At 67.0% G+C, this 12,725-nt stretch carries 13 protein-coding genes; 9 read left to right on the forward strand and 4 right to left on the reverse strand.

The annotated features are described in order from the left end of the window. Positions 1-196: 196 nt before the first annotated feature. The 8 genes from pcaF to paaZ all read left to right on the forward strand — a co-directional run bounded on the left by pcaF (position 197) and on the right by paaZ (position 7,992). Positions 197-1,402 carry a 3-oxoadipyl-CoA thiolase gene (gene pcaF / locus V7S63_RS20605; RefSeq protein WP_336531578.1) on the forward strand — a complete coding sequence of 402 codons (1,206 nt, stop codon included), beginning with the start codon at positions 197-199 and terminating at the stop codon, positions 1,400-1,402. A gap of 28 nt (positions 1,403-1,430) precedes the next feature. Continuing rightward, the gene (paaA, locus tag V7S63_RS20610; RefSeq protein WP_336531579.1) at positions 1,431-2,435 is read left to right on the forward strand and encodes a 1,2-phenylacetyl-CoA epoxidase subunit PaaA; all 1,005 of its coding nucleotides are present in this window, start codon (positions 1,431-1,433) and stop codon (positions 2,433-2,435) included. 25 nt (positions 2,436-2,460) lie between these two features. After that, on the forward strand, positions 2,461-2,745 hold the full coding sequence (gene paaB / locus V7S63_RS20615; protein WP_038360406.1) for a 1,2-phenylacetyl-CoA epoxidase subunit PaaB: 285 nt from the start codon (positions 2,461-2,463) through the stop codon (positions 2,743-2,745). Beyond that, positions 2,745-3,524 (forward strand): 1,2-phenylacetyl-CoA epoxidase subunit PaaC, encoded by a 780-nt coding sequence (gene paaC, locus V7S63_RS20620; RefSeq protein ID WP_336531580.1) that lies wholly within the window; start codon positions 2,745-2,747, stop codon positions 3,522-3,524. The genes paaB and paaC overlap by 1 nt, the downstream gene beginning before the upstream one ends. 10 nt (positions 3,525-3,534) lie before the next feature. Continuing rightward, entirely contained in the window at positions 3,535-4,038 is a 504-nt protein-coding gene (gene paaD / locus V7S63_RS20625) for a 1,2-phenylacetyl-CoA epoxidase subunit PaaD (RefSeq protein WP_091833171.1), read from the forward strand. After that, complete coding sequence (paaE, locus tag V7S63_RS20630; RefSeq protein WP_336531581.1) at positions 4,038-5,111, forward strand: 1,2-phenylacetyl-CoA epoxidase subunit PaaE; 1,074 nt, start codon at positions 4,038-4,040, stop codon at positions 5,109-5,111. Before paaD ends, paaE begins: the two co-directional genes overlap by 1 nt. Beyond that, a complete protein-coding gene (locus V7S63_RS20635) occupies positions 5,101-5,868 on the forward strand; it encodes a Phenylacetic acid catabolic protein (RefSeq protein ID WP_336531582.1) in 768 nt (255 codons plus the stop codon). Before paaE ends, V7S63_RS20635 begins: the two co-directional genes overlap by 11 nt. A gap of 63 nt (positions 5,869-5,931) precedes the next feature. Next, positions 5,932-7,992 carry a phenylacetic acid degradation bifunctional protein PaaZ gene (gene paaZ, locus V7S63_RS20640; RefSeq protein ID WP_336531583.1) on the forward strand — a complete coding sequence of 687 codons (2,061 nt, stop codon included), beginning with the start codon at positions 5,932-5,934 and terminating at the stop codon, positions 7,990-7,992. Between the two features lie 7 nt (positions 7,993-7,999). On the opposite strand, the gene V7S63_RS20645 is transcribed toward paaZ, so the two are convergent. Genes V7S63_RS20645 through paaG form a run of 4 tightly spaced genes read right to left on the reverse strand, consistent with a single transcriptional unit; the run spans position 8,000 to position 11,195 of the window. Beyond that, on the reverse strand, positions 8,000-8,596 hold the full coding sequence (locus tag V7S63_RS20645) for a TetR/AcrR family transcriptional regulator (protein ID WP_336531584.1): 597 nt from the start codon (positions 8,594-8,596) through the stop codon (positions 8,000-8,002). A gap of 6 nt (positions 8,597-8,602) precedes the next feature. Further along, a complete protein-coding gene (paaK, locus tag V7S63_RS20650; protein ID WP_336531585.1) occupies positions 8,603-9,913 on the reverse strand; it encodes a phenylacetate--CoA ligase PaaK in 1,311 nt (436 codons plus the stop codon). A gap of 38 nt (positions 9,914-9,951) precedes the next feature. Next, positions 9,952-10,398 (reverse strand): hydroxyphenylacetyl-CoA thioesterase PaaI, encoded by a 447-nt coding sequence (gene paaI, locus V7S63_RS20655; RefSeq protein ID WP_336531586.1) that lies wholly within the window; start codon positions 10,396-10,398, stop codon positions 9,952-9,954. Beyond that, positions 10,395-11,195 (reverse strand): 2-(1,2-epoxy-1,2-dihydrophenyl)acetyl-CoA isomerase PaaG, encoded by an 801-nt coding sequence (gene paaG / locus V7S63_RS20660; protein WP_442896489.1) that lies wholly within the window; start codon positions 11,193-11,195, stop codon positions 10,395-10,397. Before paaG ends, paaI begins: the two co-directional genes overlap by 4 nt. Before the next feature lie 223 nt (positions 11,196-11,418). Here paaG and V7S63_RS20665 point away from each other — a divergent pair, with 223 nt between their 5' ends. Then, positions 11,419-12,555 (forward strand): ABC transporter substrate-binding protein, encoded by a 1,137-nt coding sequence (locus V7S63_RS20665; protein ID WP_336531588.1) that lies wholly within the window; start codon positions 11,419-11,421, stop codon positions 12,553-12,555. Positions 12,556-12,725: the final 170 nt, after the last annotated feature.

Consider the following 12,725-nt stretch of genomic DNA (forward strand, 5'->3'; position numbering starts at 1 on the left):
ATCGGCGCTTTACCGGCATGGTGGCAGGCGGCCAGCCTCTCATCGACGTCGCGCCTCGGGGCCTGGCTTCTAGACCTATAGCGTGGGCTGTTGCGGCAATCCGTCCGGCCGGTTGATCTCTCCTCGAATTCGTGCAATTAAATGACCGACCGGTCGGTTGATAAAAACAAAGCGGCGAAACGCGGGGAGAGACATTGTGGCGGACGCTTTCATTTGCGATGCGGTTCGCACGCCCGTCGGCCGTTATGGCGGGGCGCTTTCCGGCGTCCGTGCCGATGATCTCGCAGCCATCCCGCTCACGGCGCTGATGCAGCGCAATCCCTCCGTGGACTGGAGCCAAGTCGACGACGTCATTCTCGGCTGCGCCAACCAGGCCGGCGAGGACAATCGCAATGTCGCGCGCATGGCCGTCCTCCTCTCCGGGCTGCCGGTCGATGTGCCCGGCACCACGGTCAATCGGCTCTGTGGCTCGGGCCTCGATGCGCTCGGGCTTGCCGCCCGTTCGATCCGCGCCGGCGATTGCGGGCTGATGCTCGCCGGCGGCGTCGAGAGCATGTCGCGCGCGCCCTTCGTCATGCCGAAAGCCGAGTCTGCCTTCTCGCGGGCCAATGCGGTCTACGACACCACGATCGGCTGGCGCTTCGTCAACCCGAAGCTGAAAAAGGCCTTCGGTATCGATTCCATGCCCGAGACGGCCGACAATGTCGCCGCCGATTTCGGCGTCTCGCGCGCCGACCAGGACGCGTTCGCGCTGCGCAGCCAGCAGCGCTGGGCCGCGGCCCAGGCCGCCGGCCGCTTCACTGAGGAGATGGCGCCGGTCTCCGTGCCGCAGAAGAAGGGCGATCCACTCATCGTCGATCGCGACGAGCATCCGCGTCCGGATGTAACGCTGGAGCAACTGGCCAAGCTCAAGGGCGTCAACGGCCCCGATCTCAGCGTCACTGCCGGCAATGCCTCGGGCGTCAACGACGGCTCGGCGGCGCTGATTGTCGCGAGCGAGGCAGCCGCGAAAGCCAACGGCCTGACGCCGCGCGCCCGTGTCGTCGCCATGGCGGCCGCCGGCGTTGCGCCGCGCATCATGGGCATCGGCCCAGTGCCGGCAGTGCGCAAGGTCTTGCAGCGCGCCGAGCTGGACCTCGTCCAGATGGACGTTATCGAGCTGAACGAGGCCTTTGCGGCGCAGGGGCTGGCGGTGCTGCGCGAGCTCGGCCTGCCGGACGACGCTCCGCAGGTGAACCCGAATGGCGGCGCGATCGCGCTCGGCCATCCGCTGGGGGCGAGCGGCGCCCGCCTGGCGACGACGGCGATGTGGCAGCTCCAACGCAGCGGCGGGCGTTACGCCCTCTGCACGATGTGCGTCGGGGTGGGGCAGGGAATTGCAGTGATCCTCGAGCGCGTCTGACGCGCGAGGCGGAACAGGAGGCGAGCCGATGTATGCCCAGATGGTCAAGACCGAGGCGAAGCGGGTCCGCAGCCTCGACGAGATGGAGCCGCAGGAGCGCGCCTTCCAGCAGCGCATCGACGCCGGCCAGAAGATCGAGCCGAAGGAGTGGATGCCGGAGGACTATCGCAAGACGCTGATCCGCCAGATCAGCCAGCACGCCCATTCCGAGATCGTCGGCCAACTCCCCGAGGGCAACTGGATCACCCGCGCGCCGACGCTGGAGCGCAAGGCGATCCTGCTCGCCAAGGTCCAGGACGAGGCCGGTCATGGCCTCTATCTCTACTGCGCGGCGGAGACGCTCGGCATCAGCCGGGACCAGATGTACGAGCAGCTACATTCCGGCAAGGCCAAGTACTCCTCGATCTTCAACTATCCGACGCTGAGCTGGGCCGATATCGGCGCGATCGGCTGGCTGGTCGACGGCGCGGCGATCATGAACCAGGTGCCGCTGCAGCGCTGCTCCTACGGCCCTTACGCCCGCGCCATGGTGCGCATCTGCAAGGAGGAGAGTTTCCACCAGCGCCAGGGCTTCGACATCATGACCGTGCTCAGCAAGGGCACGCCGGAGCAGAAGGCGATGGCGCAGGACGCGCTCGACCGCTGGTGGTGGCCGTCGCTGATGATGTTCGGCCCCTCGGACGACGCCTCGGTGCATTCGGCGCAGTCGATGGCCTGGAACATCAAGCAGGATTCCAATGACGAGCTGCGCCAGAAATTTGTCGACCAGACCGTGCCCCAGGCCAAGTATCTCGGCCTCACCGTCCCCGATCCCGCGCTGAAGTGGAACGAGGCAAAGGGCGGCCATGATTTCGGCGAGCCGGACTGGACCGAGTTCTTCGCTGTGATCGCCGGCGAGGGCCCGTGCAATCGCGAGCGGCTGGAAGCGCGCCGCAAGGCTTGGAACGACGGCGCCTGGTTCCGCGACGGGCTCACCGCCCATGCGGAGAAGCAGGCGGCGCGGCGTCAGGCCGCCAGGATCGCCGCCGAGTAACGCGCCGCAGCGGAAGGAGCTGATGATGTCGAGCGAATGGCCCCTCTGGGAGGTCTTCATCCGCGGCCAGCACGGCCTCAACCACCGCCATGTCGGCAGCCTGCATGCGCCGGATGCCGAAATGGCGATCCTCAATGCCCGCGATGTCTATACGCGCCGCAACGAGGGCGTCAGCATCTGGGTGGTGCGTTCGGCCGACATCGTCGCCAGCGCGCCCTCCGACAAGGGCCCGCTGTTCGATCCCGCCAACGCCAAGGTCTACCGGCACCCGACCTTCTTCGACGTGCCGGACGAAGTGGGGCACATGTGATGAGCGCCCCGGCCTCTTCCTCTGCGGTTTCTGCGGCGGTCGCCGAGTTCGCGCTGCGCATGGGCGACAGCTGCCTGATCCTCGGCCATCGCAATTCGGAATGGTGCGGCCATGCCCCGGCGCTGGAAGAGGATATCGCGCTCGCCAACACGGCGCTCGACCTGATCGGCCAGACCCAGCTCTGGCTCGGGCTCGCCTGCGAGGCCGAGGGCAAAGGCCGCACGCCCGACAATCTCGCCTTCCTGCGCGACGTCTCCGGCTACCGCAATCTCCTGCTGGTCGAGCAGCCCAATGGCGATTTCGGCCGCACGCTGATGCGGCAATACCTGTTCGACGCCTGGCATCTGCCGCTGCTGAAGGCGCTGATCGGCTCGGCCGACAGGCGCATCGCCGAGATAGCCGAGAAGGCCTCGAAGGAGGTCGCCTATCATCTCGAGCGCAGCGCCGATCTGGTCGTGCGCCTCGGCGACGGCACGGCTGAAAGCCATGCCCGCATGCAGGCGGCCGTTGATTTCCTCTGGCCCTATACCGGCGAGATGTTCCTCGCCGATGCGGTCGACGACGAGCTGGCGTCGGCGGGCCTCGCACCGGAGCCGGGCTTGCTCAAGGCTGCCTGGCAGGAGCATGTCACGCGCACCTTCGCCGAGGCGACGCTGAAGGCGCCGGAGAAGAGCTTCGTCCAGAAGGGCGGCCGGCGCGGCGTCCATTCCGAGCATCTCGGCTACATCCTCGCCGAGATGCAGTTCCTGCAGCGCGCCTATCCCGGCGCCAGCTGGTGAGGAGGCGCTGATGGACGCCGCCACCATCTCCCGCCCGGCCGTCGCCGAGATCTGGTCCTGGCTCGGCGAGATTCCCGATCCCGAGATCCCGGTGATCTCGCTGGTCGATCTCGGCATCATCCGTGATGTCGCTTGGGTCGATGACCTGCTGGAGGTGACGGTGACGCCGACCTATTCCGGCTGTCCGGCGACCGGCGTCATCAATTTCGAGATCGAGCGCGGCCTGCGCGAGCATGGCATCGAGAAGCTCAGGCTCAAGCGGCAATTGTCGCCGGCCTGGACCACCGCCTGGATCAGCGTTGAGGGCCGCGCCAAATTGCGCGACTACGGCATCGCTCCGCCAGTCGAGGGCACGGCCGCTTGCGCCGGCGCGCTGGTGCCGCTTCAGGTCTCCTGCCCACGCTGCGGCTCGCAAAGGACCGAGCGCATCAGCCAGTTCGGCTCGACGCCCTGCAAGGCGCATTTCCGCTGCACCGACTGCCTGGAACCCTTCGACTACTTCAAGAGCATCTGATGGCACGCTTCTTTCCATTGGAGGTCGCCGATATCCGCCGCGAAACGCGCGATGCGGTCGTCGTCACGCTCGCGCCGCGGCCTGAGGACCGCGCCGCCTTCGATTTCACCCAAGGCCAGTACCTGACGTTCCGAAGGGAGTTCGAGGGCGAGGAGCTGCGCCGCTCCTATTCGATCTGCGCCGGCAAGGACGAGGGCGTGCTCAAGGTCGGTATCAAGCGCGTCGATGGCGGCGCCTTCTCGACCTGGGCCAACGAGGATTTGAAGCCCGGCGATGTGGTCGAGACGATGCCGCCCATGGGTGCCTTCCACGTGCCGCTGAAGCCGGAGGAGAAGCGGCATTATCTCGGCTTCGCCGGCGGCAGCGGCATCACACCGGTGCTCTCGCTGATCAAGACGACCTTGGCGCGCGAGCCGGGCTCGCGCTTCACGCTGGTCTACGGCAACCGCTCGATCAACTCGATCATGTTCCGCGAGGAGCTGGAGGACATCAAGAACACCCATCTCGGCCGCTTCAACGTGGTGCATGTGCTGGAGAGCGAGGCGCAGGAGGTCGAGCTCTTCTCCGGCCGCATCGACGCCGAGAAATGCGCCAGGCTGTTCAAGGGCTGGATCAACATCGCCGCCATCGACATGGCCTTCATCTGCGGGCCCGAGCCGATGATGCTGGCGATCGCGGCGGCGCTGCGCGAGCACGGCCTGCGCGACGACCAGATCAAGTTCGAGCTGTTCGCCTCCGCCCCGCGCCGCGGCAAGCATGTGGTCAAGAGTGCTGTCGACAACGGCAAGGCCGCGACCTGCACCGCGACGATCACCCTCGACGGCATGACGCGGGTGATCGAGATGGCCAAGACCGGCCAGACCATCCTGGAGGCGGCGCTCGGTGCCAGCCTCGATGCCCCCTATGCCTGCAAGGCCGGCGTCTGCTCGACCTGCCGCGCCATGGTCGTCGAGGGCGAGGTCGAGATGGCGACCAACCATGCCCTCGAGGATTACGAGGTCCGCCAGGGCTATGTGCTGAGCTGCCAGTGCTATCCGCTCTCCGACCGGGTGGTGGTGACCTATGACCAGTGACACCACCGACACCATGCCGCTCGAGGACTATCTGGCGCAGGGCGGCAAGCTGACCACGCCCGAGAACGCGCCGCCGCGCTATCGCGGCGAACTGCTCAGGCTGATGGCGACCTTCGTCGACAGCGAGCTCGCGGGCGCCGCCGGCTTCGCGGACATCATCAACCAGGGGCCCGGCATCAAGGAGCGCATCGCCGCCTCCCGCATCGTGCTGGAAAAGCTCGACCATGCCGAGCGCGTGCTCGCCGTGATGGGCGAGTTCGGCGCCGATATCTCGCGCTATGCCAACCACCATCCCTGGGCCGAGCGCGTGGCGCGCGACAGCGATCTCGGTGCTGCCCGCCACGGCGCCGACATGCGGCTTGCCGTGCTGCACTATCCGCTGCAGGGCTGGCTCGACGCGGTCGTGATGAACGTGCTGATGGGCCAGGCCGTGGTGATCCAGATCGAGGAATTCGCCGGGCTTTCCTACCAGCCGCTGGCCGAGATCTTCCGCGCCATCTTGCCGCGAGAGCGCCGGCACACCGAGCTGGGCGAGGAAGGTTTGCGCAAGCTACTTGAGGATGCAGGCAACCGCCCGCAGGTCGCCGCTGCGCTGGCCTATTGGCGCCCGCGCGTCGCCGCGAGCTTCGGCCGCGGCAGTTCGGCGCATTTCGAAACGCAGAGGAAGTTCGGCCTGCGCCATACCGGCAATGCCGAACTCGCCGCCGCCTGGGAGCGGCAGGTCGGCAAGCTGCTGCACGCCATCGGCATGGCCTGACCAGCACATTCAACCGATGACGGCGACAAGCCGCACACCGCGATCGACAAGGGATCTCAAGGGATGAACGCGCCAGTGAAGACCGTCCGCCAGCTCGAATCCTATATCGCCGGGGACTGGGTCCGCGGCGCCGGCAAGGCCGTGCCGCTGCTCGATGCGGCGACTGGCGCCGAGGTCGCTCTGATCGATGCGAGCGGGCTCGACATGAAGCGCGCCCTGAACCATGGCCGCGAGGAGGGCGGGCCGGCGCTGCGCAAGCTCAGCTTCCATGAGCGCGCCCTGATGCTGAAGGCGCTCGGCCAGGCACTGATGGAGGCGAAGGAGGAGTTCTACGCCCTTTCGACCGCCACCGGCGCGACCCGCACAGATAGCTGGATCGACATCGAGGGCGGCATCGGCACCTTGCTGTCCTATGCCTCGAAGGGCCGGCGCGAGCTACCGAACACGCGCACGCTCGTCGATGGCGATGTCGAAGCGCTCTCGCGTGACAACAGCTTCTCCGGCCAGCACATCCTGACGCCGCTGGAGGGCGTCGCGATCCATATCAACGCCTTCAACTTCCCGTGCTGGGGCATGCTGGAGAAGCTGGCGCCGACGCTGCTCGCCGGCATGCCGGCGATCGTCAAGCCGGCGAGCCAGACCGCCTATCTGACCGAACTGATGGTGCGCCGGATCATCGCCACCGGCATCCTGCCCAAGGGTGCGCTGCAATTGATCAGCGGTTCGGTTGGCGACCTGCTCGACCATGTCGACTGCCAGGATGTCGTGACCTTCACCGGCTCGGCCGCCACCGGCCGCAAGCTTCGGGCGCACAAGGCGATCATCGAGCACTCCGTGCGCTTCACCATGGAGGCGGATTCGCTCAACGCCGCGATCCTCGGGCCGGATGCGGTCGCCGGCACCGAGGAGTTCGATCTCTTCGTCAAGGAGGTCGCCCGCGAGATGACGGTGAAGGCCGGGCAGAAATGCACGGCGATCCGCCGCGTGATCGCGCCGCGCGCCACGGTCGAGCCGCTGATCAAGGCGCTCGGCGAACGGCTCGCCAAGACCGCGCTCGGCAATCCCGGCGAGGAGGCGACGCGCATGGGTCCGCTCGCCAGCCTGGCGCAGCGCGACGAGGTGCGCGCCCGCATCGCGGAGCTGCAAGGGGATGCCGAGATCGTCGCGGGCGATCCCAGCCAGCCGAAGCTGACGTCAGGCGATGCCGAGGCCGGCGCCTTCCTGAGCCCCGTGCTGCTCTATTGCGACAAGCCCGGCTTGGCCAAGGCCGTGCACGATGTCGAGGCCTTCGGCCCGGTCAGCACGATCATCCCTTACGAGACTGCCGAGGAGGCCGCGGAGCTGGCACGGCGCGGCAAGGGCAGTCTCGTCGCCTCCGTCTTCACCAATGACGCCGGCTTCGCACGCGAGGCCGTCGAGGCGCTCGGCCCCTGGCATGGCCGCGTCATGCTCGGCAACCGCGTCAGCGCCAAGTCCTCGACCGGCCATGGCTCGCCCTTGCCGGTGCTGGTCCATGGCGGCCCCGGGCGCGCCGGCGGCGGCGAGGAGCTGGGCGGCATGCGCTCGGTCAAGCACTATATGCAGCGCACCGCCGTGCAGGGCGCGCCCTGGCTGCTGTCGAAGGTGACGGGGCGCTGGATGCAGGGTGCAAAGACACGGCAGGACGGCATCCATCCCTTCCGCAAGTCGCTCGCCGAACTGGAGATCGGCGACCAGCTCGTCACGGCCTCGCGCACGGTGACGCTGGAGGACATCGAGCATTTCGCCCATTTCACCGGCGACACCTTCTACGCCCATATGGACGAGGACGCCGCCAAGGCGAACCCGTTCTTCGACGGGCGCGTTGCGCACGGCTACCTGATCGTGTCGTTCGCCGCCGGCCTCTTCGTCGATCCGGCGCCGGGCCCGGTGCTCGCCAATTACGGCGTCGATGCGCTGCGCTTCCTCACCCCGGTCAATCCGGGCGACACGCTGCAGGTGACGCTGACCTGCAAGCAGATCAATCCGCGCGAGACGGAAAACTATGGCGAGGTACGGTGGGACTGTGCGGTCAGCAACCAGGAGGCTCAGCTCGTCGCGCAATACGATGTGCTGACCATGGTGGCGAAGACCTGGCCGGCGTGAGCGCTGTCTATTTCATCGCGCTGGCGCCGTCGAGGAACAGCGCGGTGACCATGTCGGCATAGCCTTCGCGGCTGAGCGCGCCGCTCGGCCGGAACCAGGTGTAGACCCAGTTCAGAATGCCGAAGAGCGACATGGTGACCGGCGTCACACCGGCGCTGCTTTTCGCCAGCGCCGGGTTGATGTCGACCAGCACGTCCGAGAACGCCTTGACGATGCGGCGCTCCATCTCGCGCAGTTCCAGCCTCTGGGCGTCGGTGAGCGAGCCGGTGCCGTTGAGCAGGACCTGGTGGAAGTTCGAGGCCGTGCGATAATTCTCGAGCACGCCGCCGATCAGATGGCGCAGGCGCGCCCTTGGCTCGAGATCGGGCCGGTCGGCCTCGATGATCGCCGCCTCCAGCTCGACGAGATGGGTCCGGCCGATATCGAAGATCAGCAGGTCCTTGCTCGGATAGTAATGGTAGAGCAGCGCCTTGGAGACGTTGTTCTCCTGGGCGATCTGCGCCATCGAGGCGCGCTCCATGCCGAGCTTGGCGAAGACGGCTGCGGCGCTGTCGAGGATGCTGCGCCGCTTCTCGTCGAAATCCGCAGCCCTGGTGCGGGCCATCGCCTGTCATCCTTTCGGCCGGTTGTCGACGACGCGCCTGGCCTTGCCGGCCGAGCGCTCGACCGAATCGGGGTCGCCGACCTCGATCCTGGTGCTCACCCCCACCACGCTTTTGATGTGGTGCGCAAGCTCCTTGGCTGACGCAGCGCGCGCGTCGGCATCGGCTGCGTGCGGCATCGCCTCGACATGCACGACCATGTCGTCCATGCGGCTGGCGCGCACGAGCTCGATCTGGAAATGCGGGGCGAGCCCGCCGCATTTCAGCAACTGCTCCTCGATCTGCGTCGGGAAGATGTTGACGCCGCGCAGGATGATCATGTCGTCGGTGCGGCCGGTGATCTTCTCGATCCGGCGCATCGCCCGCGCCGTGCCCGGCAGCAGCCGGGTCAGGTCGCGGGTGCGATAGCGGATGATCGGCAGCGCTTCCTTGGTCAGCGAGGTGAAGACCAACTCGCCCATCTCGCCGTCGGGCAGGACCGCGCCGGTCTCGGGATCGATGATCTCCGGGTAGAAATGGTCCTCCCAGACATGCAGGCCGTCCTTGGTCTCGACGCATTCGCTGGCGACGCCCGGGCCGATCACCTCGGACAGGCCGTAGATGTCGACGGCGTGCATGTCGAAATCCTGCTGGATCTCGGCGCGCATGGCATTGGTCCACGGCTCGGCGCCGAAGATGCCGACGGCGAGCGAGGAGCTGCGCGGATCGATGCCCTGGCGGCGGAATTCGTCGAGGATCGACAGCATGTAGGACGGCGTCACCATGATGATGCGCGGCTTGAAATCCTGGATCAGGCAGACCTGGCGCTCGGTCATGCCGCCTGAGATCGGGATGACCGTGCAGCCGAGCTTCTCGGCGCCGTAATGGGCGCCGAGCCCGCCGGTGAACAGGCCGTAGCCATAGGCGACATGGCAGATGTCGCCGGCCCGGCCGCCCGCCGCCCGGATCGAGCGGGCAACGCAAGTCGCCCACATCTCGATGTCGTTCTGGGTGTAGCCGACGACTGTCGGCTTGCCGGTCGTGCCGGAGGAGGCGTGGATGCGGACGACCTTTTCTCGAGGCACCGCGAACATCCCGAACGGATAGGTGTCGCGCAGGTCCTTCTTCACCGTGAACGGGAACTTGGCGAGATCGGACAGCGTCCTGAGATCATCCGGATGGACGCCGGCCTCGTCGAACGTCGCTCGGTAATGCGCCGAGTTGCGATAGGCATGGTCGAGCGTCGTCTTCAGCCGCTTGAGCTGGAGCGCCGAGATCTCGTCGCGGGAGGCCGTTTCGATGGGGTCGAGCTCGCCCGGGCGGGGCGAAAGGTCTTCCATGGGTCTCCTCCGCTTCAGTCTTGTTTCAGCCGGCGCGTTCAGTCCGGTACGGGTATCGGCGTGCCCTTGACGGTGCGGGAATGGCCGCGGAATTCCGCGACATGCTCGCCGTTCTGGTTCGTCACCGTGATGTCGTAGATGCCGCCGCGGCCGATGCGCGAGACTTCGCGCGCGCTCGCGCTGAGCCGGTCACCCGCGAAGGCCGGGCGCAGGAAGGTCACCGAGCAATGCTGCGCGACGGTGTTCTGGTTGTAGCTGTTGCAGGCGAAGGCGAAGGCCGAGTCCGCCAAAGTGAAGATGTAGCCGCCATGGCAGGTCTTGTGGCCGTTGGTCATTTCGGCGGTGACGGTCAGCGACAGCCGCGCCTCGCCCGGCCCGACCGCATCGAGGCTCATGCCGAGGCTGCGGGAAGCGAGGTCCTTTTCCCACATCGCCGCGGCCGAGGCGCGGGCGACGGCGACCGGATCGGAGAAGTCGAGGCTCATCGTCCGCTGAACTTCGGCTGGCGCTTGTCGAGGAAGGCGAGCACGCCCTCGGCATAGTCGGCGCTGCGGCCGGCCCGGCGCTGCAAATCGCGCTCGAGATCGAGCTGCTGGTTGAGGGTGTTGCCGGCCGCGGCCTGGATCGCCTGCTTGATCAGGCCGAGGCCGAAGGTCGGGCCGGCGGCGAGCTTCTTGCCGAGTGCCTCGGCCTCGCTCATCAGCTCTGCATCGTCGACGGCGCGCCAGATCAGGCCCCAGGCGGCAGCGGTTTCCGCCGTCAGCGGCTCCGCGGTCAAGGCGAGCGCCTTGGCGCGGGCTTCGCCGAGCAGTTGCGCGAGGCTCCAGGTTCCGCCGGAATCGGGGATGAGGCCGATCTTCGAGAAGGCCTGGATGAACTTCGCCGACCGCGCCGCCAGCACGATATCGCAGGCGATCGCGATATTGGCGCCGGCGCCGGCGGCGACGCCGTTGACCGCGCAGACGACCGGCTTGTCGAGACTGCGGATCTGGCGGATCAGCGGATTATAGAAGCTTTCGATCGTGCGGCCGAGATCCGGCGCCGTCTCGTTGCGCGGATCGCGATCGCCGAGGTCCTGGCCGGCGCAGAAGCCGCGGCCGGCGCCGGTGAGCAGCACCGCGCGGATGTCGCTCTCGTCATGCGCACGCTGGAAGCCGACGCGCAGGGCCAGATGCATCTCGTCATTGAAGGAGTTGAGCTTGTCGGGGCGGTTGAGCGTCAGCCGCAGCAGGCCGTCGGCGAGCTCGATCTTGACCGTGTCGGACACGCGCCGTCCTCCCATATCGTCGCGGCCTTGGGCCGTCGCTCCAAAAAATTCCTTGCATAGTCCGAACGGTCGGTCAATTATTAACTCAACACAGGCGCGAGCAAGCTGGATGGGTCCGCCCGATCCAAGCCGATCGAGTCTGCGGGGAACGATAAGGACTGTGCTCCGAACCTTCGGCGGCGCGGCGACAGCCACAAAGCGCTTCGACAAAAAAGCGCCTGGGACGGTGGAGGAAACGATGAAGTTCGGACTAATCGGCGGCGCGCTCGCGCTGACGCTCGGCCTGGCTGGCCCGGCCTTCGCCGACATCAAGATCGGCGCCTCGGTCTCCGAGACCGGCCCGGCCTCCTCGCTCGGCGACCCCGAGGCCAAGACCCTCAAGCTGCTGGTCGACGAGATCAATGCCGCCGGCGGCGTGCTCGGCCAGAAGCTCAAGCTCGTCCTCTATGACGATGGCGGCGATCCGAACAAGGCGCGCACCTTCGCCACCCGCCTGGTCGAGGACGACGAGGTCGTCGCCATCGTCGGCGGCTCGACCACCGGCACCACCATGTCGATCATCTCGGTCGTCGAGAACGCCAAGATCCCGTTCATCTCGCTGGCGGGTGCGATAGAGATCGTCGATCCCGTGAAGCCCTTCGTCTTCAAGACGCCGCATACCGACCGGATGGCCTGCCGCAAGATCTTTGAGGACATGAAGGCCAAGGGCTTCAGCAAGATCGCGCTGATCTCAGGCTCTGACGGCTTCGGCGCCTCGATGCGCAAGCAGTGCCTGCAGGTCATCGGCGAGTTCGGCATCACCGTGCTGGCGGAGGAGACCTATGGCCCGAACGACGCCGACATGACCCCGCAGCTCACCAATATCCGCTCCAAGGCCGATGTGCAGGCGATCCTCAATCCCGGCTTCGGCCAGGGCCCGGCGATCGTGACCCGCAATTACGGCCAGCTCGGCATCAAGACGCCGCTCTACCAGTCGCATGGCGTCGCTTCGAAGAGCTTTATCGACCTCGCCGGCCCGGCCTCGGAAGGCGTGCGCCTGCCAGGCACCGCCGTCCTCGTCGCTAGCCTCCTGCCGGCGAACGACCCGCAGAAGGCGGTCGTCTCGGCCTATACGAACGCCTATCAGGCGAAGTTCAACCAGCCCGCCTCCACCTTCGGCGGCTATGCGCATGACGGCCTGCGGCTGCTGGTCGATGCGATCAAGCGTGCCGGCAAGGCCGAGCCGAAGGCGATCCGCGACGCGCTCGAGGGGACCAAGGGCTTCGTCGGCGTCACCGGCACCTTCAACATGGCGGCATCAGACCATCTTGGCCTCGACCTTTCCGCCTTCCGTATGCTCGAGATCAAGGGCGGCAACTGGGCACTGGTGCAGTAGGGCGCCGGAATGGGGCGCGTCTGCGGTCGCTGAGCGACGCCCTTTGCGTCATGGTCGGGCTTGTCCCGACCATCCACGTCTTCCCTCGGGCAAGGCGGCGTTCAAGACGTGGATGCTCGCCACAAGGGCGAGCATGACGGGCTGGACTGGCATTCAGCATCTGATCTCGC

It is taken from the genome of Allobosea sp. CCNWLY174 (assembly GCF_037120455.1).
Taxonomy (GTDB): domain Bacteria; phylum Pseudomonadota; class Alphaproteobacteria; order Rhizobiales; family Beijerinckiaceae; genus Allobosea; species Allobosea lupini.